Raw genomic sequence first — 20,969 nt, forward strand, 5'->3', positions numbered from 1 at the left:
TCAGACGTGTATAAGAGACAGGTCTGGTACTACCCCACGGACCCCCGCTCCGCGGGCGCCGCCCGCCGCGACCTCGCAGCACAGCTCCACGAGTGGGGGCTCGGCGAGCTGATCGATCCCGCTGTCCTGGTGGTGTCGGAACTGGCCAGCAACGCCCTCATCGCCAGCCTGCGAGCACGAGACCAGCACGGTGACGACGCTGCGGTGTCTCGGGTCGCGGTGCGCCTCACCTACGGCCACCACAACGTGATCGTCGAGGTGTGGGACGGCGTAGCGGACGTTCCGATTCTCCGGGCCGCCGACCCCGACGCGGAGAACGGCCGCGGCCTGCACCTGGTGGCGGCCCTGGCCCGGGACTCGGGCTGCTACCGGGTCCGTGTCCAGGACACCGACGGCGGCCATCGGACGAACGGCAAGGTCGCCTGGGCGATCCTGCCCCACGGCACCTCACCCGCCCGTCCCGTCACGGACACCCCGCCGGACTCGCCGGGCCTGCCACGGCGTAGCCCCGACATGCCTATCAGCGGGAACGCACCGGACCTGGACCCGGACGCCGTCGACCTCGTACTGCTGCAACGGGTGATCGACGGCCTGCGCGCCCTGAACGACTGGACACGTGACGCCACGCCAACCCGATCCGACCGGCCCGCCCTACCGACCTCGAACGGAGAAGCACTCCCATGACCGACGACTTCGCCTGCCCACCCTGGTGCCAGCAGTCCGCCGGGCACCTGCACGTGGAGACTGACGGTCCCGGGGACTACCACACCGCCGAGATCGCCCTGATCGACCTGCCGGAGATCCCCGGGCTCCGTGGGGAGACCGCCTTCGCGGTGCGGGTCGAGCAGTACGTCACCGCGGGGGCGGTCTACCAGCCGGTGATCTCCCTCGGCCTCGGCGGCGCCGGCGAACCGGACGACGACGCTTTCACCCTCGACGAGGCCGACATTCTCGCCTCCGCGATCAGCCGCGCAGTCACCGCGGTCCGCAACGCTCGGACCGGCCGCGACCAGGACGACGATGCCCAGGGATAGCGGCCCGACCGGCGCGGTGGCGAAGGTCAGCGCACCGGAGCCGACCTCGCGCAACGCCGGCCAGAACGGTGCACCGCCGCGCTGGCCCCAGAGCAGCAGCCCGCCCCCGGGAGCGATCGGGGCTGGCTTTCCTGCCCGTCGGAATGAATCAGCCGAATCGGGGGTGCGGTGGACGGTGCTTTCGCGGCATTAACCAACCGGAATTTCCGGCTGTACTTCATGGCGAAATGCGTTTCGCATGTGGGTACCTGGATGCAGCGGGTCGCGCAGGACTATCTGGTGCTGCATCTGGGGGGCGGGGGCACGGCGCTGGGGATCACCGTGGCCGTGCAGTTCGCGCCGACAGCGCTGGGCGGCGTCCACGCCAGCGTGTGGGTGGATCGGCTGGCACACCGGCGTCGGGCGATGGCCGCCGAGCAGGTCGCTGCGGCGATGCTGGCGGTGTTCCTCGGCGTGGTGGCGCTGGCTGGGGGTGCGGTGTGGCAGGTGTACCTGCTGGCGGCCGGGCTCGGGGTGAGCACGGTGGTCTCCAATCCATTGCAGCAGTCGTTGTTGGCGGAGATCGTGGATGGACCGTTGCGTTCGTCCGCGGTCGCGCTGAACAGCGCGGCGTTTACCTCCGGGCGAGTGGTCGGGTCCGCGCTCGCCGGGGTCGTGATCGCTGGGCTGGGGGTGGCCGCTGCCTGCTGGGCCAACGCGGTCTCGTTCGCGGCGGTGCTGGTGGCGCTCGCAGCGATGCGCCGCGAGGAGATGTATCCGGCTCCGCCGGTGCCGCGGGTGCCCGGTCAGGCCCGCGCCGGACTCGCCTACCTCACCCAGCGCGGTGATCTCCACGTGCTGTTTACGGTCACCGCGATCGCCAGTGTGCGGCTCATGCCGTTTCAGACGGTGCTCGTGCCGCTGCTGGTGATGGACACCTTCGGGGCGGGTGCGACCGGTCTCGGGATCGCGGGTGCCGCCCTCGCCGCCAGTGCGGTCGTCGGCCAGCTGGCGGCGGGTCGGCGACCGCCCGACGCGTGCGGAGCAGGCAGCACCCGGACGCGTCAGCCGCCAAACCGTCCTCGCGGGCGGGGGCCAGGTCCACGGGGTTGCCGAACCCGATCTATCCTCGTTGTTCGCCTTGGGCCACAGCGGATGCACGGCCCGGGTAGTGATGGCGGACGGAGCGGGGGATGTGGGCGGACAACGAAACAGATGTTGATCTTCTCGGCTTCGACTTTCTGGTGGACGCGCTTGTCGTCGCCCTCACCGAGCCTCGGCTGCTTCCGCTAACGGTCGGCCTCCTCGGGGACTGGGGTTCGGGCAAGAGCAGCCTGATGAAGATCACGCAGCAGGAGCTGTTGGAGATCCGCGCCGGCAACGAGACGCAGTCCTGCTATGCCTGCGTCGAGTTCAGTCCGTGGCAGTACGAGGACTATGACGATGTCAAGGTCGCCCTGATGACGAAGGTCCTCGACGAGGTCAGCCAGAGGACGACCGAGAAGGCGCAGCAGGAGCAGGTGTCCAGGCTGCGTGGTTTCGTCCAGAATCTGGGCCAGTGGGGACGCAAGGGCGGGCGGCTGGCGCTGACTGCCGCGCCGCTCCTGCTCCCGACCGTGCTTCCCGATATCGACCCGACGCTGGCGGAAGGGATGCTGGCAGGGGTAGCGGGCGGGGCCGGGCGGCTCCTGGAAGAGCCGCAGGACGCGACGGGGGAGGACGATGATCGAGGAGGAGCGCGCCTTGATGCTGGCCGTTTTCGTGCCGAGTTCGCGGAGCTCGTCGCATCGTTGGACGGGACGGACGCTGTCGTGGTGTTCATCGACGACCTCGACCGGTGCCTACCGGGAACGGTGGTGGACACGTTCGAGGCGATCCGGCTCTTCCTGAACACGCCGAAGACCGCTTATGTCATCGCGGCGAATCAGGCGGTCGTCGAGTCCGCGATCGACTCGCGGTACCCGCAGCTACAGCAGCCTGGTGGTGGCGGGATCGGTGCGAACTACCTGGAGAAGATGCTCCAGATCAAGGTGGTCATCCCTCCCTTGGCCGCCCCCGAGGCCGACACATACGTGAACCTGCTGCTCGCCGAGCTGCACCTCGATGACGAGCAGTTCACCGCGGTCTTGGGCGAGACTCGTGGACGTCGGGCCGCCGGGGTCTTGCAGGTGGCGTTCAACCTCGGAGTGGCCGGCGAGGTTCTGGGCGACGTGCCGGTGGAGCTCGTCCGTGACCTGGAGTGGGCCGCCAGCATCTCGGAGGTACTCGGTTCAGGGCTGAGAGGAAACCCCCGTCAGCTGAAGCGATTTCTCAACAACCTGCTTCTGAAGCATCGGAGCGCGAAGCGCCGGGGTGTCACGCTTCAGCTGCCGGTACTGGCCAAGCTCATGGCGTTGGAGGAACAGCACGTCAGCGACTTCCAGCGTCTCTACGCCTGGCAACTCACCGCGCCAGGCCCGATTCCCGAACTCGCGGCGGCGGAATCGGTCAACGCGCCGCCGGCGGATGCCGCCGGAGAGGACCCAGATGAGGAGCACACGGCTGGATCGGGAGAGGGCGGGCAGTCTGACCGGGTCCCCAGTGCTCGAAGGTCCCCAGGGGGTCGAACTCGGCGGCCGACAGACGACCAACCCGAGATCGCCGAGGAAGTGCGGAACTGGGCGGGCAAGTCGCACATCACCGCCTGGCTGCGGCTGGACCCGCCGCTCCGGGAGATAGACCTACGCCCCTACTTCACCTACTCGCGCGACAGGCTGACGCTCGGCGTCGCCGTCACACGGCTACCCCCGCGGTTGCAGGAGCTGCTGAGCAAGGTTCAGTCGGAGGTCGCGGGGGCTCGACGGGGCGCCTGCGGCGAGATCGCGACGCTCCCCGCCGGAGATCGCCTTCACTTGGTGGAGGCCCTGGTCGAAATGCTCATACGGCGGGCAGACAGTCCCGCGTTCGTCGCGGCCCTCGAACTCGCCGAACGCGCCCCCGACACCGTGCGACCCGTCTGCGAGGCCCTGATGCGCATCCCGCCGGCGGCGATCCCGGTGCACCACGCAGGGAAGGCTGCCCGGCTGCCCGGCGACAATCCCGCGGTGGCCTCCCTCCTCGAACGTTGGGAGAACAGCACCGCTCCCGGACTGGCAACCGTCATCCGGCGGGCACGTGAGATGCGCCAACTCTCGGGCAGACGCTGATGGGAACCTCGACCGACCGCACGGCGGGCAGCGGCGGCGCCTGGACTCCCCTCAAACACGCCACCGCGTCCTACACACGAGGACTCGCCACCGGTTCGCCGAACACCCCGACCTTCGCCCGGCGGGTACTCGCCCGCCACGTCCCGGTGCTGGGCGGCCCAGGTGCTGCCGCCAGTGCCAGGGCCGGTAGCACAGGGGTCCAGCGGCTCGGCGCGCTGCTCGCCGGCGTCGGCGGCGAGGGCCTCGAAAGCACCCTGGGCTCTTTCGGATTGTCCGCGCTTATCGGCCGGACACGCTTCGACGTCCTCGACGAGATGATCACTTTCGTCGCCGGGGATGGGGACGACCTCGACTCGCAGGCCGCCCGGGACGCCGTGTGCGACGTCCTGGAGGAGGTGTTCGGTGACGCCGACACCTGGGCCGACCTGACCAGCACGGCCGACGCGACGGTCACCCGGGAGACCCTGGCCGCCCTGCTGGAGTCGTTTCTGGCTCACTACATCTACAACCGGGTTCCGGTCATCGCCGAACGGCTCACCCGCATCTCCGACCCCCACGCCGTGCGCCGGGCGGACGAGGAGATGCGTCAGATCATCCAGACTATGGTCTCGCTCCGGCTTCCCGACGACCCGTTCGCGGTGGACTGGTCGGGTCGTCAGGGGCGGCAGATCGCGGACGACGCCCTCCGCGCGACGTACGAGGCCATCCAAGGGCTGGACGGAGACCAGCAGTGACCGACTATCTGGTGCGAAGCGACCTCACCACGCCCGCTGCGGAGCCTGACGATGTCCGGCTTCTGGACTGGTCGCCGGGCCAGACCGCGGCCACGATCCAAACCGGCGATGCTGGGCCCGAGTTCTTCGCCGGCTGGCGACCGCCCCGCCCGGCCGCCGACCTGATGGTTCTCGGAGCGGCGGTCTATTGCGCGGACAAGACCACCTTGCGACGTGGCACGGTCGACTCTTGGACCAGGGACATCACCCTACGGCTCCCCGTGGGCGATACCGCCAGCTGGCAGCGCGCCGACTTCGAGACACCCCTGCGCTTCCTGACCGGCGACCGCTGGCAGCTCCGGCCTTACCACGCCGCTCGACACCCCTTGACCCAGGTCAGCGATGTTCCCCAAGTCAAGGGAGTGGTCGGACTTGGTGTCGACGGCGTGTGCCTGTTCTCCGGAGGGCTCGACTCGTTGAGCGGCCTTATCGACCTCCTGGAAGCCGACCCCGGTCGGCGTCTGTGCCTGGTGTCCCACCACGAAGGCGGGCGGGCGTCCACCGCCCAGCAGCACCTGCTCGACGCCCTCCGCAGCCATTACGGCGCTGAACGCATCATGTCCCGCCGCCTCTACCTGCGACCCGCCCCAGCGAACGGCCAGCAGGCCCACCCACTTCCCGGGCCGCGTGAGAACACCACCCGGTCGCGATCCCTGCTCTTCCTGGCCGCCGCGTTGACCCTCGCCGCGGCAGAAGGCGCCGACGTGCCGGTTTACCTCCCCGAGAACGGGTTCATCGGCCTCAATGTCCCGCTGACCCGAGCCCGCGTCGGCAGCGCGAGCACCCGTACGACACACCCGCACTTCCTGCGACGGCTCGCGGAGGCCACCACGGCGATCGGAGTCTCGAACCCCATCGTCAATCCATACCGCCTGTCGACCAAGGGCGAGATTCTCGCAAGGTCGGCCAACAGCACGCTACTGCAACGCCTCGCCCCGCTCAGCGTCTCCTGCTCCCACCCCGAAACCGCACGCTATGTTGGGCGCAAGCAAGGCAACTGCGGATACTGCTTCCCTTGCCTCATCCGCCGCGCCTCCCTCGCGCACGTCGGCTGGGACGACGAGAAGTACGCCTACGACGTGTTCGATAACGACGACCTGGCAAGGCTGCTCCGTCGCCGCAGCCGACGCGGCGCGGACCTGCGAGCCGTCGTCAGCGCAGCGGTCACCGACAGCCCGGACCGCGACGTCCTGCGCAATGGCCCACTCCCGTTCGGTGAACGCGCCGCCTTCACCGGCGTCTGGCGGCGCGGACTCGCGGAACTCCGAGCCTGGCTCACCAGCCGAACGGGCACCGACCTCACCGACCTGATGCAGGCCGCACCATGACACCGGCCACGCTTACTGACACGCACTGTCACATCGACGCGTACGACGATCCCCTCGCCGTTCTCGACGAGGCCCGCGCCGCGGGAGTACACGTCGTCGCCGTGACCGAGGACCCCGGCAAGCATCGCCTGCTCCGTGCGCGTCTCGGCCGCCGCGCCGGCGTCGAGGTGGCACTCGGTCTGCACCCCCTCCGTGTTGGCGCAGCGAGTCCTCACGAGTTGACCCGGTTTCTGCGGCTTCTACCTCAGTCGACGTGGATCGGTGAGATCGGGCTGGATTTCTCCCGCGTCGGCGCACAGACCCGCCACCAGCAACTCCGCGCCTTCGAGACAATCCTGGCAATCCCAGAACTGCGGACGCGGCCGGTCACCGTCCACAGCCGGGGTGCCGAACGCGAAACCATCGCCCGCCTCACACAGGCCGGAGTGCCAGCTATTCTCCACTGGTACACCGGACCGCTCGCGGCCATCGACGACGCACTCGCCGCAGGACTGTTCTTCTCCATCAATCCTGCGATGATACGGACAAAGAAGGGTGCAGCGCTCCTCCGAAATATTCCGCGGGACCGGGTGCTCCTGGAGACCGACGGCCCTTTCGCCCGCCACGGCGGGCGGCCCGCCCATCCCGCTGACCTCGTGGGCACACTGAAGCTTCTTGCATCCCTCTGGGAAACATCGGCAGCCGAGACACAAACAACGATCTCGGACAATCTTCGTCGACTGCCCGGAGCCCCCGCTTCCTGAGACAAGCGCACATCCTCACACAGCGTTGAAGGCACGTTAGTCGGTGCCTGCTCGTAGCCTTGGCTACGAGTCCGCCGTGCGGTCCTCTTGCGTCGAGTTCGCCCGCTGGTCATCGATGATCCGGTTCATGAGCTCCACCGTCGACAGGTACAACCAGAATACCCAGTCCAGATAGAAGTCGTCGTAATCACGTTTCTGCTTTGCGTCTTGGTGGCGAATATGGAAGTTGTTGGCGATGTCGAACAAGGCGCCACGGTCGGACTTCGCCAGCACCTCTCGCAGTATCCCGTGACGACGCTCCTCGATCACCAGCGCCAGAGCTGCAACCGCGGAGCGCCTCTGGTGCCGCCCGGCCCCACGGCCGCGAAACAGCGAGATCGCGTGCCGAACCTGGTCGTCCTGCTCGCTTGTCTCTCGGGCAAGCAGCGATCGCACAAGTTCCGAACGTTCGTCGTCGGTCACATCGACGAGTCGACCAACGTCGGCACCTTCATCCGCAAGGCGGTAGCGGATGTCACTTCGACGAAGGAGACTGTTTACTCGCCAACGGTACACCGTGCGGCCGGACGCGAGATCGAACTCGCTATGGTGCCACCCGCACTCGCCGAACGAGTGATGCCGTCGTTGCCGCGGCCGTGCTACAAAATCATGCAGGACCTCGATCATCTGGAAGAGGTTCTCTCGGTCCGTAGCCAGCATCTCCGGGTCGATGGGCCATGTAGTCTCCCCGCCAAACGCGTCTTCAATCAAGTATGCGGGAGACGGGTCATACTGATCGTCGACGCAGTCCTTACCGAATCGCCGCTCGAAGTAGCCCGCGACTTCGAGCTCACGGACGAGATCTACATACTGGCGAGCCAGTGCGTTCATGCTCAAGCTCACCGGCCCACGTCGCCCTCGCGCCCGCTCTCGCCAATAGGGCTCCCGGGGAGGTGGATCTTCGTGGAGGCTTTCGGCATTGACCATGAGCTCGCGCAGGAAGAGCTGCTTTCTCGTGAAAATCTGCCCTTGACGTGGGCCGGATGATCCGAATCCGTAACCCGGTTCGGTTACTTCCCGGAAATCGACGACGGGGCCTCCTGCATAGCCGTGAACAAACGCATCTTCCAGCAGCAGCTCGCATCGGTCGTTCCAGTCGCTCATATCGCGCCTGTTCAAGAGCTCGGCAGATTCTGCTACGAACAGCGCTCGGGGCCAGACCAACTGGTAGTCAGGCTCGGCAAAACGGGCGGTCACCACACCATCATCCCGTACCGTCACGGCGATCGCGCTACTGGCCCGGCCGGCACACCCCTGCTGGTAAGGAGAAGCCGCGGAACGGCACGGACGTAGACGACCATGCCGACGACCTCGACGAGGGTGTGTATGACCACGGCCACCGAGGCCCCCGCCCTCGGACCGCTCCCGCACGCCGCTCTGGCCTCCGTGCCGGTGACGCTAGCGATGCCCGCCTGCGCCGCGTGCTGCGCGCTGCCGCTGTTGGTCGGCGCAGGGATACTTACGGCCGGATTCGCCGCCGCGGTCAACCAGATCCTGATCGCCGCCGCGATCGCGCCGGCCGTCCTCGCGGTTGTCCTGGTGGCATGTCGCCAGCGTCGCAAGGCTGCCGCACACGCCACGCCTGGGGGTCCTGCGACTGCGGCGGAGGATGCGCCTGCTGACACCAAGGCAGGACGGGTCACCGCCCTCGCCGCACTGACCGTGGTCGCCAGGCACAGGCGAGTGGCGAGACGGCCTCCTTGCCATCCGCCTGGCCGCTGTCCGGCGGCCTTCATGCGTCCGCGGCCCGCGAGCAGTACAGCGAGGCCGGCGGGAGTCGAGGTATGACGCCATCGAGAACGCCTGCGGAAACAGCAGCGCCGAGCCGAAGCCCTGGACAAGGCGCGCGACGACGAGAATGTTCTGGTTCACCGCGAGGCCGCAGGCGGTCGAGGCAACGGTGAAGATGTTCACTGACAGCGGCGAACAACCAGTGTTGTCGGCCCTTGGCCGGTTGTCAGGCAGGAGACATGGGGCCTAACGCGTGCGGCACCTCGTCCCATGCGGTGCTCACAGCCGGTTTTGTGGGTCCGGGGCGGCAGGGTGGAAGCGGCGCAGCCGCAGGGAGTTGGTGACGACGAACACGGAGCTGAACGCCATCGCGGCTCCGGCGATGAGCGGGGAGAGCAGGCCGAGGGCGGCCACCGGGATCAGCACGACGTTGTAGGCGAAGGCCCAGAACAGGTTGCCTTTGATCGTGCGCAGCGTCCGGCGGGACAGTCGGATCGCGTCGGCGGCGGCGGTGAGGTCCCCGCGGACGAGGGTGATGTCGGAGGCTTCGATCGCCGCGTCGGTGCCGGTGCCCATGGACAGGCCCAGATCGGCCGCGGCCAGCGCGGCGGCGTCGTTCACCCCGTCGCCCACCATTGCCACCACCTTGCCTTGACGCTGCAGGGCGGCCACGGCGTCGACCTTCTGCTCCGGCAACACCTCGGCGATCACGTCTGCCTCGTCGATGCCGACGGAGGCGGCCACCGCGGTGGCCGCGGATCGGTTGTCCCCAGTGAGCAGGACTGGGCGTAGGCCCAGGTCACGCAGCTGCGTGACAGCGGCGGTACTCGTGGGCTTGACGGTGTCGGCGACCACGAGGACGCCTCGGACCTGGCCGTCCCAGCCGACGAGGACGGCGGTGCGGCCCGCTGCCTCGGCGGTGTCCTTCGCTGCCTGCAGTGTGGCGTCAGGGGACAGGCCCCAGTCGGACAACAGTGCGGCACGACCGATCGAGACCGCATGCGTGAGATCGCCGAGGGTGATGGTGCCGGTGACGCCGAGGCCTGCGGTGGCGCTGAACTCGCCGACCGGTGGAAGGGTCCCGAATTTTTCGACCGCGGCGGCGGCGATGGCCGCTGCGATGGGATGTTCACTGGCGGACTCGAGGGCGCCGGCGAGAAGCAGCACCTCGTCTGGGTCGATACTGGTCGCCGCGTGCACGGCGTGCAGGCTCATCCGGCCGGAGGTGACGGTGCCGGTCTTGTCCAGCACGATGGTGTCGACGCGGCGGGTGGACTCCAGTACCTCCGGGCCCTTGATCAGCAGTCCGAGTTGCGCGCCCCGTCCGGTACCGACCAGCAGCGCGGTCGGGGTGGCCAGGCCCAACGCGCACGGGCAGGCGATGATCAGCACGGCGACGGCGGCGGTGAAGGCGTGGACGCCACCGTGGCCGGTGGCCAGGGTGGCGAGCAGTGTCCCGACGGCCAAGATCAGGACGGCCGGTACGAAGACGGTGGAGATTCTGTCCGCGAGCCGCTGCACTGGCGCTTTCCCGGACTGGGCGTCGAGGACGAGGCGGGCTATCTGTGCCAGCCGGGTGTCCGTGCCAACCCGGGTCGCGCGGACGATCAGTCGTCCCCCGGCGTTGACGGTCGCGCCGGTCACCGGATCGCCCGCGCTCACCTCGACCGGCACGGACTCGCCGGTGAGCAGACTCTCGTCGATCGCCGATGATCCCTCGACGACGACACCATCGGTGGCGATCTTCTCTCCGGGTCGGACCAGGAACGTGTCACCGGGCTGCAGCTGCTCGACCGGGATGCGGGCCTCGACCCCGCCGCGCAGGACCGTGACGTCCTTGGCGCCGAGGTCCAGCAGCGCGCGCAGCGCGGCGCCCGAGCGGCGCTTGGCACGGGCCTCCAGATAGCGGCCGGCGAGCAGGAAGACCACGACGGCGGAGGCGACCTCAAGATAGATGTCACTGGCGCCGTCGCCCGCGCTGGCGGTGAGGTCAAAGTGCATCCGCATCCCGGTCATGCCCGCGTCGCCGACGAACAGCGCGTACAGCGACCAGCCGAACGCGGCCAGGGTGCCCATCGAGACCAGGGTGTCCATCGTCGCCGCGCGGTGTCGCAGATTCGTGAACGCGGCGCGGTGGAATGGCCAGCCACCCCATACGACCACCGGGCTGGCCAGGGTGAGGGACAGCCACTGCCAGTTGTCGAACTGCGCGCCCGGCACCATCGCCAGGACCAGTACCGGCAGGGTCAGGATCGCCGAGATCAGCAGCCGTTGCTGCAATGATGCCGACGGATGAGCGCCTTCGTCCTGGGGTGGGCCCGCTGGTGGTGTGGTGTCGCGGGTGGGTTGCGGGGGTAGTCGGGCGGTGTAGCCGGTGGCTTCCACCGTAGCCACCAGATCCCCGGGGCCGAGCATGGCCGGGTCGTAGTGGATGGTCGCCGTCTCGGTGGCGTAGTTGACCGTGGCAGCGACACCGTCGAGCCGGTTGAGCTTCTTCTCGATCCGCGCCGCGCAGGAGGAGCACGTCATCCCACCGACGGCCAGGTCGATGGCCACGGCCGGCGTGGCCGCCCGGGGCTGTCTGATGGTGAGGTCGCTGCCGGCCATGCGTGGCTCCTCCTGCGATGGTTGCCGCGCGCCTGCTCAGGACGGGAAGTCCGGACAGCCGCCGTGGGGGACGGGGGCGGTCAGACGTCGACGAGCGTGTAGCCGGCCGCGTCGACCGCGCCGCGGATCTCGTCGTCGCCGAATCCGTCGCCGGTCACCGTGACGCGACCGCTCGCGAGGTCGACGTCCACGGCCTCCACACCGTCGATCCTGCCGACTTCGCCGCTGACCGAACTCACACAATGTCCGCAGGTCATTCCAGTGACGGTGTAGGTCATCACTGCCATCTCCGCTGTCCTCTCACGTGAACCGCTTACTCACCAGATGCGCCCCGACGTCCGATGCGGTCCCGATCGCACCTGCAGGGCGCTGTCATCACCACCACCATACCCCAGGGGGGTACCACCTGCTAGGGAGCGTCATCGGGTCAACGCGGTCAACTGGGGCGCCCGGTCCCGCGGGTGCCGCAGCGGTGTGAAGGACGACCGGGATGATCAGGCCGTCACGGAGAAGCCGTGGCGCGGGGCCGCCGTGGTGGGTGGCACTCTGGGCGTCGCGCGCACGGCCGCGCATCCCGACATCACGGTGAACGCCCAGGAGCAGGTCGACGAGGGGTTCTGCCTGACCGGACGGAACGCCGGGCCCGCCCTCGCGGACCAGGACTTCTCATCCAGGTCGTGCTTCCCACAGGTTGGACCGCGTTCAAGGCACTGCGGACCGCCTGGGAAAGGTGAACATCGGGTCGCCAGAACAGTTCGGCGGGAAGGCTAGCCGCGGTATGAGCCGATCGGCACGAGTCCCATGAAGGCTGCGCCGTGGATGCCGGCCGCTCGAAGCAGCCCCCGCTCGTTTCGCAGCCAGCCCGGGAGGCTTCCTGGTGCCCTGGCCGGGCGTCGTTAGTCGGGGGGTTTCAGTCCGGCGAGGGTGACGGTGACGAGTCGGTGGACCGCGGCTGCCGAGGGCAGGTTGCCGGCGGCGGTAAGGGCGTGCAGGCAGTAGCTCGCGAGCTCGTCGGGGACGACGTCGTCGCGGAGGTCGCCGGTTTTCGCGCCGTCGGTCAGCAGGTCCCGGATGAGGTCGTGCAGGTGCTGCTGGGCTCGGATGACGTGACCGCCTCGATGCAGGAGCGCGGCGAGTTCGGTGTCGTGGCGCTCGTGGGCGATGAGCGCCCAGGCGTGCAGGACCGCTTCCAGCCGCTTCCCGGGCGCGGCGTGATCCCGGATGTGAGCGAGGTGCTCGAGGTGGCTGGTGATGTGGCGTTCGTGCCAGGCCAGCAGGATCGCCTCGACGTCGGGGAAGTACTTGTACAGCGTCGCGCGTCCGATGCCGGCCCGTTCGGCGATCGCCGACATCGTCACCGAGGACAGTCCGCGTTCGGCTACCAGGGCCGCGGTGGTGTCCAGGACCGCGTCGCACACCGCGCGCCGGTGCGCCTCGATCGTGTCGCTCCAGATCCTGGGCACGCCCCATAGCGTACGCGGCGACGATGGCCGACAACATGACTCGACATCGACATAGTGTCTCGTAAACTGCGGTGGTCATCAGCAGACCCGTGATCGCAGCACAGAGGACGACTCATGGCCGACCTGCCCTTTCATCCCGACCGCGACAACGACCCCGGGGCGGCGTCGCCGCGTGGCTCGACCGGCCGCAAACCTCGATGGAAGTCCGTGACCGTGGTCGTCCTCGCGGTCGCCGTGGTGGCGCTGTTCGTCGTCCTGCATCTGACCGGCGTCGTCGGTCCCGCCGAGCATTAGACCCGGGACGCAGGCATATGAGCAGGGGAGCCCGCAGATGATCGAGGCGATCGGCCTCAGTAAGCGCTACGGCGCCACCTGGGCGGTCGAGGACCTGTCGTTCACCGTGCCGCCGGGTGCGGTGACGGGGTTTCTGGGCCCGAACGGAGCCGGGAAATCGACGACGATGCGCATGATCCTGGGTCTCGACGCACCGACGTCGGGCTCGGTCACCGTCCACGGCCGGCCCTACGTCGGATACCGCCGTCCGCTGTTCGAGGTCGGGGCGCTGCTCGACGCCCGAGCGGTACACGGGGGGCGCAGCGCCTACAACCACCTCTTGTGCCTCGCGCTCAGCAACGGCATCGGCCGGGCCCGGGTGAACACCGTCCTCGACCAGGTGGGACTGCGCGGCGTCGCCCATCGGCGCTGCGGTGGCTTCTCCCTCGGCATGTCCCAACGCCTGGGCATCGCCGCCGCGCTGCTCGGTGACCCGCGGGTGCTCATGTTCGACGAACCGGTCAACGGCCTGGATCCCGAAGGCGTCGTGTGGATACGCACCCTGCTGCGGGCGTTGGCCGCCGAGGGCCGCACCGTTCTGCTCTCCAGCCATCTGATGAGCGAGATGGCCCTCACCGCCGACCGGCTGATCATCATCGGGCGAGGGCGTCTGATCGCCCAGACGACGGTCGCGGAGTTCCTCCGCGGCGGCTCGGACAGCTACCTGCGGGTCCGCTCGCCCCAGGCCGACGCCCTCGCGACGCTACTGGAAGCCCAGGGCATCGGCGTCACCCGGCAGGACGATCACACACTGCGCATCACCGGCGCCGACGGTGCCACGGTGGGTGAGCTTGCCCGGGTGCACGGGTTCGCGCTGCAGGAACTTTCGGCGCACCAGGCATCCCTGGAACAGCGATACATCGAACTCACCGGCGACGCTGTCGACTACCGCACGGTCGAGGGCACCCGCGTCCCGGCCCCGAACTGAGGCCGGACATGGTCACCCTCGCACCCCCACCGCCATCCCACCGCCCCCTGGCGGGTATCCCCGATATCGCACGGTCGGAGTTCCGCAAACTCCGCTCGGTCCGCTCGACCTTCTGGACGCTCTTCGCCGCCGTGACCTCCAACGTCGTGATCGCGGCCTTCGCCGCGATCTTGCTGCCTGGACAGCTCGGCGCCCACGAGAAAGCCACCGTCGACGCGGTCCGGCTCAGCCTCGCCGGCCTGCACCTCGCCCAGATCGCCTTCGGTGTCCTGGGAGTGCTCGTCATCACCAGCGAATACGGCACGGGCATGATCCACGCGACCGTCAGCGCCGTGCCCCGGCGCCGGACGCTGCTCGCGTCGAAGGCCATGGTGTTCACCGGGACCGCCCTCATCGTCGGGATCACCGCGAGCTTCGCCGCCTACTTCACCTTTCAGGCGTTCCTGTCCGACGACAGCCTGCGATCCTCCCTCGCCGATCCCGGAGTAGTCCGAGCCGTGGCCGGAGGCGGCCTGTTCCTGACGGTCCTGGGACTGCTCGGCCTCGGCCTCGGCGCGATCATCCGGGTCAGCGCCGGCGCAATCGCCGCGCTGTTCAGCCTGCTGTTCCTCCCCCCGATCCTGCTGGACCTCCTGCCCCACTCCTGGCAGACCGACATCGGTCCCTACATCCCCATGAACGCCGGCGGCCAGATCTACCTTCTGCATCACGACGACGGCAACCTCGGAGCCTGGACCGGCTTCGGCGTGTTCAGCCTCTACGCCGCCCTCGCCCTCACTGCCGGATTTATCCTGATCAACCACCGCGACACCTAGACCACGGACCGACCCCAATCCCGGCCGCCCGCAGCGCCGCACCGATCACCCGGCCCAAGGTGAGGAGACGGTATGACCACCAGCCTGACCTGCAAACACTGCGACACAACCATCAGTGCCAACGACGAAGAGGACCTCGTCGCCCAGGTACAAACCCACGTCCAGGACCACGCCGCCGCCCACGGCCGCGTCCACACCGTGTCCCGCAACCATGTCCTCGCCCGCCTCCACCGCCACAATCCCGACGAAGAACCGCCATCAGCCTGAGACCAGCACCAGAAACCCGGGCCCGGGTGAGGCCGGGCCGCTGACCGCTGCGATCGGGCGGACCGCACCACCTGGTCCGATGGTCGAGGTTGCGCGGGCTAGTCCGACCGCCTACTGACGCTGGCCGGCGGCGATTGCGCCGGTCAGGAAGAGCACTGCTCCGGCGGGGTAACCGGCGACGAGGTCGACGAGGCTCGACGGCTGGCCCCCGAACGCTCCCCAGTGAGCCAGAAGGTGGACGAGTGCGACGAGCACGCCGGCGGCCATCAGGATCTGGCCAGCATGGAGTATCCGCCGCTTCCTTCGGTAGCGCTGACGGCGTTCCGCGGCCTTCTTCTCCATCGGCGTCAGCGCCGGCTGATGTGCATCGGCGCGCGGCGGCTTTCCGGCACCACCAGAATTGATCTTGTCGGACATAGTCGCCATCCGATACGCGCGAAGGGAACATAAGCGGCAGAAAGTGAGAGCGCGGTTAAGGTCGGACGGAGGTGGGCCGCCCGAGCGAATCTACTGTCTCTCATAGTACTATTGATCGTAGTGGAGTGGGGAACTTGATGCGCTCTGGTTCGCGTGGGGTGGACGCCGCGCCGCTGGACGGCGGTTATGAGGCGGTGAGCAGTATCGCCGCGGTAGCGGGCGCCTCCGATGGGAGGCAGCCGAAGGCCGGCGGTGTGCATCCGGAGCAGGACCTGGGGCGCAGCCTCACGCCGGGCCGGGCGGGTTCACGTCCTGGCGGCGTTCGCCGGCGTCGGCATTCTGGTCGAGAGCCTCGCGCAGGAGCCGTGCTTCCTCGGGCGGCATGTGCTCGACGAAATGCATCAGGGTCATTGCCCGGTTGGTGCTGCCGGCCAGCGCCTCACTCATGACCTCCGCGCTGTGTACCTCCCGTGAGCGCACGGCTTCATAGAGGTACGCTCGGCCGTCTCGGCGACGACGCAGCCATCCCTTCCGGTGGAGGTTGTCCATGACGGTCATCACCGTCGTGTAGGCGATGCGTCGCTGCTCGAGCAACTCCTCATACACACCGCGGACCGTCCGCGGCTCGCCCGCGGACCACATCCGGTCCATCACGACAGCTTCAAGATCACCGAGTTCGCGCACGCCGGTCGCCTCCCCATCCCCTGCCAACGGGTCGCCGACCCTGCCGCGAAGGCTCACGGTCCTCGGGCCGCTGTTTCGTGTGCTCGCCCCGCGCCGGGACAGCTACTACGACCACCGATCGTAGTTGATGGGCTGGTTCGCGCGGTATGGGTCGTAGTGGCGGGCGGGCGACCGCACGGCGAGGGCGGCCACTCCGAGGAGCGCCCAGCCGGCGGCGATGTCGATCAGGTAGTGGTTCGCGGTGGCCATGACCACGCGGCGGTCAGGACCGGGTAGAGGCCACCGAGGATGCGGGCCCAGGCTCGTTGAGCGTGCCGGGCCAGGTGCCATCCTCTCCACAGTGACCACGCCGCGTGCAACGAGGGCATGGCGGCGAACTGGTTGGTCGCGCTGTCCATGCCGCCGGGGGCGGCGCTGACGTCGCCGCTCCACCAACCCCAGGCGTGGAAGACGGCGAGGGTGTCGTGGAAGCCGGCGCCGGCAGCAGGCGGGGCGGTGGGTAGGAGCACGAAGCCGACGAGACCGAACAATGTGGTGAGGGCAAGCATGCTCCGGGCCGCGCGGTAGCGGGTGGGACGGCCGCGGCGCAGCCAGATGAGTACGGCGGGCGTGATGAGGAAATCGAGGGTGCTCAGGCGCCGGGGGGCGCGACCGCGGGTATCGGGCAATAGGCGGCGTGGGCAATGACGGCCATCGGGCCGGCCGCGACGACGAGGGGTATGAGCAGCAGCAACACGATGACCGTGGCGCCGAGAGCGGTGCGCGTCGCGCCGAGCGGGTTCGCAGGCCGTAGGAGGCGGCGGACGCGTTCCAACGCGGTCGGGCCGCCTGCGGCCAGACTGGCTTCGGGGTGGCCTGCACCGGCGAGGGCGGCGAGCGCGGCGGCGATGGAGCGTCGTTCGTGGTGGCGGCATGCGGCGTCGTCCGCGGCCAGCTCGAGGAGTCGCGCGATCTCGGCGCGCGCCGCGATGAACAGGGGGATGCGCGGGAAGGCGCGGGCGAAGGTGTCGGCACCGGCCAGGATGAGGTGGTGTCGTTCGGCCAGGTGCGCCCGCTCGTGGGCGAGAACGGCCCGCAGCTGCTCGGCGGTGAGCGTCTCGACCGCCGCGGTGGTGAGGACCACCCGGCGGGCGCGGCCGGGTAGGCAGTAGACCGCGGCCGTGGGGTGGGTGAGGACGACCGCGTCGAGGGCGGGAGCGGGTCGAGCGACGACGGCGAGTTTCCGGGCGTGCCGGCGGCGTTCGCGCCCGGCGCGGGCGAGGCCGGAGGTGGCGCAGAAGCCAACACGGAGCAGGAGAATCGTGGTCAGGGTCAATCCGGCGCCCGCGATGCCGGCGCCACCGGGGGTGGCGTACGAGGCCTGCAGGGACATGATGCAGGCGCGAAGCAGCGCGGCGAGGTTGGCGCTCAGACGCGGGCTGGGTAGGGCCAGCGCCAACCCGGCGAGCGCGGCGGCGGCGAGCACGGACATGGACAACGCCTGCCATAGACAGATCCCCAGCCGTGGCGCGCGGTCGGCCCAGGACGCGCCGCGCAGCAACCGGGGTGAGGTGACGGCGAGCACCGTCGCATAGGCCAGCAGGGCGACGGCGACCGTCATGCCATATCCCTCATGGCAAGTCCTCGTACACCATCTGGACGTTCCGAGGTTCCTGCGTAGACCACGGCCTGTCCATGACCGCGGCTTCCAGGTCACCTGCTCCGCGCATGGTCACCGCCTCCCTCTGCCGGCGGCAGACCTGTACGAGATGTGCGGTCCCCGCAGCCGAGTGGGGCTGCCGGACGGCTGCGGCGATGTGGCGATGGTAGACCCTCGCCCGCAAGGTCTGGTTCGCCGCCGCACGTTGCTTCGACCTGCCGTAGAAGCCATGTCAACTATAAGGCATAGTAGATATCGACGTGGGCCCGGTGGAGCATCAGCGGGCGACTGATCATCAGCCGTGGTTGCCGCTGTGGGGCTGCGGGTGGTCGACTCGGACTGAGGAGAGGTCAATGGGCGGGCGCGCGACGGAGCAGCCGCGGGCTGGCGGAGCCACGTCCTGGGGCCGGCCGCGGCGGATCGTGCTGATCGTCGGGGTGGGAGTCGCTGTGCTTGCCGTCGCCGTCGCCGTGCCACTGCTGGTGATGGGCCCGGATTCCGGGGGGCGCGGATCGGGCACCGACCAGGCTGATCAGGTCGGTGGCGTCGTGCACGTACACGGTCTGGGGGTCGATCCGGCGGACGGCGCGCTGTACGCCGCGACTCACATGGGACTGTTCCGGATACCCGAACGTGGAGCGGCCGAGCGGGTCGCAGGTCGATTCCAGGACACGATGGGTTTCACGGTACTGGGCGCGCATACCTTCCTCGCCTCCGGGCACCCGGATCTGCGCGAGGAGGCACCGCCGCTCCTCGGCCTGCTGGAGTCCACCGACGCCGGGCAGAACTGGCGGCCGTTGTCCCTGTACGGCAAGGCGGATTTCCACGCCCTCGCCGCTGCCCACGGGAGGGTCTATGGCTACGACGCGACCGGCGGCGCCTTTCTTGTCAGCGTCGACCAAAAGACCTGGGACGCGCGTAGCCGGCTTGCGATGAGGGATTTCGTCGTCAGTCCCACAGACCCGGATGCCGTACTTGCGGTGACGGAGGAGGGTCTCGCCGCGAGCAGGGACGGCGGGCGCAGGTGGCGGCCGGTCGCGGGTGCGCCGCCGCTGGCCGTCCTCGCCTGGCACTCGGATGGAACGGTGTGGGGCGTTGACGACTCCGGTGGGGTGTGGCGGTCCGAGGACCGTGGAGGTACCTGGGCGCGTCGCGGCACCACCTACGGTGAACCCGAAGCCATGACAGCCGCCGGTGGGGCCCTGTACGTGGCCGTCGCCCGGCGCGGCATCCTCGCCAGCCAGGACGGGGGCCTCACCTGGTCCGTTCGCTACAGCGAGGTGGGACCGTGAAGGTCCTTCACCGGGTCATCGGCCTGTTCCTCGCCTTCCTCGCCGCGGCTTTGCTCGCCGGCTGCGGCGGGCGGAGCGACGGGCCGGTGCGGGTGTCGGCAACCGACTCCGGTGGCTTCGCCGGCACCCGCCTCGACCCGTCGATCCCTCGGCCAGCGTTCACTCTCAGCGACACGGCGGGGAGGACGTTCGACTTCCGTACCCGCACGGCTGGCAAGGTCGCGGTGCTGTTCTTCGGCTACACCCGTTGCCCCGACGTCTGCCCGACCACGATGGCCGACCTCGCCGCCGCGCGGGCACTGCTACCGGTGGAGGTCCGCCGCCGGGTCGACGTCGTGTTCGTGACCGAAGATCCCGCGTCGGACACCGCGCCGGTGCTGCGCCGCTGGCTCGATCAGTTCGACCCCACCTTCGTGGGTCTGCGTGGCGGGACCACCGCGACCGGCGCGGTCCTCGACCAGCTCAAGCTACCCAGAACAGTGATCAAGGAAGGCGTGGGCGGAGAGAGCGTCGAGCACTCCGGCGTGGTGTATCTGTTCAGTCCCAAGGACACCACCACAGTGATCCATACGGGTGGAACGACCGCGCAGCAGTACGCCGCCGACCTCACACGCCTCGCCCATGACTCTTCGTCACTAACCGGATAGGAATCGTCGAGTGTCCCGCGACGGACGACCTACGGCGTGAGGTAGCCCGCCGGCCGAGGGACACGGTCTCCTACAAGGGCGCCTGGAAACCGGTTACGAGGCCCTGCATACGGCTGATCAACTCGGCCCACAGGCCGGTGACCTGCAACAGACCGACCAGGACCAGCATCGTTCCGCCGACACGCATGACGGCGGCGGAGTGGCGCCGGATCACCGAGAAGACCAGCGTCGCCCGTTCGAAGGCCATCCCAGCGGCGATGAACGGCAGTCCCAAACCCAGGCTGTAGGCGAAGGAGAGAAGCGCCCCCCGCCCCGCGGTGCCCGTGTTGAAGGACAGGCTGAGCACCGCGGCCAGCGTCGGTCCGATACACGGCGTCCAGCCGATACCGAACAGCACCCCCAGCATGGGCGCGCCGACCAGGCCCGCGGCCGGCCGATAGCGGAATCGCGCCGTCCGGCCTGCCCATGGCAGCCATCCCAGCAACCCGGCGAACATCAACCCAAGGAGGATCGTGAGAACACCAAGGACCTTGCTGATCACTTGCTGGTGGATCAGAAGGAGCCGGCCGGCTCCACCGAACGCGGCTCCGTAACTGACGAAGACCGCCGAGAAGCCTAGGACGAACAGGATTCCGCCTGCCAGCATGCGGCTCCGCCGCCACGACTGGCTTGGCCGCAGACCCGCAGGTCCGGGGGACGTCGTCGTCCGGACGCGGACCGAGGTGGCAGTGTTCACACCTGTCGCGAGGGCCGGCTCGCCCTGTGCGCTCGAGCCCTCGCCACCGACCCTCGGCCCGTCACTGGAAGCAGCCAGGGACGGGCCGGACACCGCATTGGCTGTCCGGCTGACCTCGGCACCGCTGAGCCCCGTGACGTACGAGAGATAGCCGGGAACAAGCGGCAGGCAGCACGGTGAGACGAACGACACCACCCCCGCCGCAAGCGCGATCGGCAAGGCCAACACCAGCGATCCGGAAGTCACCACCGAACCGACATTCGCACCGGCTGCCAGCAGCATCGGCCCACGTCCCTTCCCATCCCGGCACGACCCATCGCGGTCCACGC

General features: G+C 68.9%; 23 protein-coding genes. 13 read left to right on the top strand and 10 right to left on the bottom strand.

The annotated features are described in order from the left end of the window. The 7 genes from NBZ83_RS04075 to NBZ83_RS04105 all read left to right on the top strand — a co-directional run. Nucleotides 1-684: ATP-binding protein (locus tag NBZ83_RS04075; protein ID WP_261574367.1), on the top strand; the 684-nt coding region annotated here is incomplete at its 5' end. Further along, the gene (locus NBZ83_RS04080) at nucleotides 681-1,034 is read left to right on the top strand and encodes a DUF6907 domain-containing protein (protein ID WP_256790454.1); all 354 of its coding nucleotides are present in this window, start codon (nucleotides 681-683) and stop codon (nucleotides 1,032-1,034) included. The genes NBZ83_RS04075 and NBZ83_RS04080, both read left to right, overlap by 4 nt. 168 nt (nucleotides 1,035-1,202) lie before the next feature. Next, complete coding sequence (locus NBZ83_RS04085) at nucleotides 1,203-2,306, top strand: MFS transporter (RefSeq protein ID WP_256790453.1); 1,104 nt, start codon at nucleotides 1,203-1,205, stop codon at nucleotides 2,304-2,306. Continuing rightward, nucleotides 2,207-4,198: a KAP family P-loop NTPase fold protein gene (locus NBZ83_RS04090; RefSeq protein ID WP_261562170.1), complete on the top strand. Its 1,992-nt coding sequence runs from the start codon at nucleotides 2,207-2,209 to the stop codon at nucleotides 4,196-4,198. The genes NBZ83_RS04085 and NBZ83_RS04090 overlap by 100 nt, the downstream gene beginning before the upstream one ends. Beyond that, nucleotides 4,198-4,932 (top strand): Qat anti-phage system associated protein QatB, encoded by a 735-nt coding sequence (locus NBZ83_RS04095; protein ID WP_256790096.1) that lies wholly within the window; start codon nucleotides 4,198-4,200, stop codon nucleotides 4,930-4,932. Before NBZ83_RS04090 ends, NBZ83_RS04095 begins: the two co-directional genes overlap by 1 nt. Next, nucleotides 4,929-6,299 carry a Qat anti-phage system QueC-like protein QatC gene (gene qatC / locus NBZ83_RS04100; RefSeq protein ID WP_256790095.1) on the top strand — a complete coding sequence of 457 codons (1,371 nt, stop codon included), beginning with the start codon at nucleotides 4,929-4,931 and terminating at the stop codon, nucleotides 6,297-6,299. The genes NBZ83_RS04095 and qatC overlap by 4 nt, the downstream gene beginning before the upstream one ends. Further along, on the top strand, nucleotides 6,296-7,042 hold the full coding sequence (locus tag NBZ83_RS04105; RefSeq protein ID WP_256790094.1) for a TatD family hydrolase: 747 nt from the start codon (nucleotides 6,296-6,298) through the stop codon (nucleotides 7,040-7,042). Before qatC ends, NBZ83_RS04105 begins: the two co-directional genes overlap by 4 nt. A 63-nt stretch (nucleotides 7,043-7,105) precedes the next feature. Here NBZ83_RS04105 and NBZ83_RS04110 read toward each other — a convergent pair whose 3' ends face one another. The 4 genes from NBZ83_RS04110 to NBZ83_RS04125 form a co-directional block, all read right to left on the bottom strand. Continuing rightward, the gene (locus tag NBZ83_RS04110) at nucleotides 7,106-8,278 is read right to left on the bottom strand and encodes a hypothetical protein (protein ID WP_256790093.1); all 1,173 of its coding nucleotides are present in this window, start codon (nucleotides 8,276-8,278) and stop codon (nucleotides 7,106-7,108) included. A gap of 813 nt (nucleotides 8,279-9,091) precedes the next feature. Continuing rightward, nucleotides 9,092-11,419 (bottom strand): heavy metal translocating P-type ATPase, encoded by a 2,328-nt coding sequence (locus NBZ83_RS04115; protein WP_256790092.1) that lies wholly within the window; start codon nucleotides 11,417-11,419, stop codon nucleotides 9,092-9,094. Between the two features lie 80 nt (nucleotides 11,420-11,499). Beyond that, nucleotides 11,500-11,706 (bottom strand): heavy-metal-associated domain-containing protein, encoded by a 207-nt coding sequence (locus tag NBZ83_RS04120; protein ID WP_256790091.1) that lies wholly within the window; start codon nucleotides 11,704-11,706, stop codon nucleotides 11,500-11,502. A gap of 609 nt (nucleotides 11,707-12,315) precedes the next feature. Beyond that, on the bottom strand, nucleotides 12,316-12,882 hold the full coding sequence (locus NBZ83_RS04125) for a TetR/AcrR family transcriptional regulator (protein WP_256790090.1): 567 nt from the start codon (nucleotides 12,880-12,882) through the stop codon (nucleotides 12,316-12,318). 114 nt (nucleotides 12,883-12,996) lie between these two features. Between NBZ83_RS04125 and NBZ83_RS04130 the strand changes: the two genes are divergently transcribed. The 4 genes from NBZ83_RS04130 to NBZ83_RS04145 all read left to right on the top strand — a co-directional run bounded on the left by NBZ83_RS04130 (nucleotide 12,997) and on the right by NBZ83_RS04145 (nucleotide 15,225). Beyond that, nucleotides 12,997-13,176 (top strand): hypothetical protein, encoded by a 180-nt coding sequence (locus NBZ83_RS04130; protein ID WP_256790089.1) that lies wholly within the window; start codon nucleotides 12,997-12,999, stop codon nucleotides 13,174-13,176. Between the two features lie 37 nt (nucleotides 13,177-13,213). After that, nucleotides 13,214-14,143 (top strand): ABC transporter ATP-binding protein, encoded by a 930-nt coding sequence (locus NBZ83_RS04135; protein ID WP_256790088.1) that lies wholly within the window; start codon nucleotides 13,214-13,216, stop codon nucleotides 14,141-14,143. Nucleotides 14,144-14,151: 8 nt separating this feature from the next. After that, nucleotides 14,152-14,958, top strand: a complete 807-nt coding sequence (locus NBZ83_RS04140; RefSeq protein ID WP_261574368.1) for an ABC transporter permease — start codon at nucleotides 14,152-14,154, stop codon at nucleotides 14,956-14,958. A 72-nt stretch (nucleotides 14,959-15,030) separates the two neighbouring features. Beyond that, nucleotides 15,031-15,225: a hypothetical protein gene (locus tag NBZ83_RS04145; protein ID WP_055751195.1), complete on the top strand. Its 195-nt coding sequence runs from the start codon at nucleotides 15,031-15,033 to the stop codon at nucleotides 15,223-15,225. A gap of 111 nt (nucleotides 15,226-15,336) precedes the next feature. On the opposite strand, the gene NBZ83_RS04150 is transcribed toward NBZ83_RS04145, so the two are convergent. The 5 genes from NBZ83_RS04150 to NBZ83_RS04170 all read right to left on the bottom strand — a co-directional run bounded on the left by NBZ83_RS04150 (nucleotide 15,337) and on the right by NBZ83_RS04170 (nucleotide 17,926). After that, entirely contained in the window at nucleotides 15,337-15,642 is a 306-nt protein-coding gene (locus NBZ83_RS04150; protein WP_256790085.1) for a hypothetical protein, read from the bottom strand. A 285-nt stretch (nucleotides 15,643-15,927) separates the two neighbouring features. Then, nucleotides 15,928-16,326, bottom strand: coding sequence for a BlaI/MecI/CopY family transcriptional regulator (locus tag NBZ83_RS04155; protein ID WP_256790084.1), 399 nt, complete (start codon nucleotides 16,324-16,326; stop codon nucleotides 15,928-15,930). A gap of 105 nt (nucleotides 16,327-16,431) precedes the next feature. Further along, nucleotides 16,432-16,575: a hypothetical protein gene (locus NBZ83_RS04160; RefSeq protein ID WP_157734378.1), complete on the bottom strand. Its 144-nt coding sequence runs from the start codon at nucleotides 16,573-16,575 to the stop codon at nucleotides 16,432-16,434. Further along, nucleotides 16,551-16,994: a phosphatase PAP2 family protein gene (locus NBZ83_RS04165; protein ID WP_256790083.1), complete on the bottom strand. Its 444-nt coding sequence runs from the start codon at nucleotides 16,992-16,994 to the stop codon at nucleotides 16,551-16,553. Before NBZ83_RS04165 ends, NBZ83_RS04160 begins: the two co-directional genes overlap by 25 nt. Then, on the bottom strand, nucleotides 16,958-17,926 hold the full coding sequence (locus NBZ83_RS04170) for a M56 family metallopeptidase (RefSeq protein ID WP_256790082.1): 969 nt from the start codon (nucleotides 17,924-17,926) through the stop codon (nucleotides 16,958-16,960). Before NBZ83_RS04170 ends, NBZ83_RS04165 begins: the two co-directional genes overlap by 37 nt. Before the next feature lie 392 nt (nucleotides 17,927-18,318). On the opposite strand from NBZ83_RS04170, the gene NBZ83_RS04175 reads away from it, so the two are divergent. Together NBZ83_RS04175 and NBZ83_RS04180 are read left to right on the top strand one after the other, a co-directional pair. Next, on the top strand, nucleotides 18,319-19,257 hold the full coding sequence (locus NBZ83_RS04175) for a F510_1955 family glycosylhydrolase (RefSeq protein WP_256790081.1): 939 nt from the start codon (nucleotides 18,319-18,321) through the stop codon (nucleotides 19,255-19,257). Continuing rightward, nucleotides 19,254-19,904, top strand: a complete 651-nt coding sequence (locus NBZ83_RS04180) for an SCO family protein (RefSeq protein ID WP_256790080.1) — start codon at nucleotides 19,254-19,256, stop codon at nucleotides 19,902-19,904. The genes NBZ83_RS04175 and NBZ83_RS04180 overlap by 4 nt, the downstream gene beginning before the upstream one ends. A gap of 70 nt (nucleotides 19,905-19,974) precedes the next feature. On the opposite strand, the gene NBZ83_RS04185 is transcribed toward NBZ83_RS04180, so the two are convergent. Next, on the bottom strand, nucleotides 19,975-20,922 hold the full coding sequence (locus NBZ83_RS04185) for a cytochrome c biogenesis CcdA family protein (protein ID WP_256790078.1): 948 nt from the start codon (nucleotides 20,920-20,922) through the stop codon (nucleotides 19,975-19,977). Nucleotides 20,923-20,969 lie beyond the last annotated feature (47 nt).

Origin of the sequence: Frankia gtarii, from assembly GCF_025403375.1 — a bacterium.
In the GTDB taxonomy this organism is placed as follows: domain Bacteria; phylum Actinomycetota; class Actinomycetes; order Frankiales; family Frankiaceae; genus Frankia; species Frankia gtarii.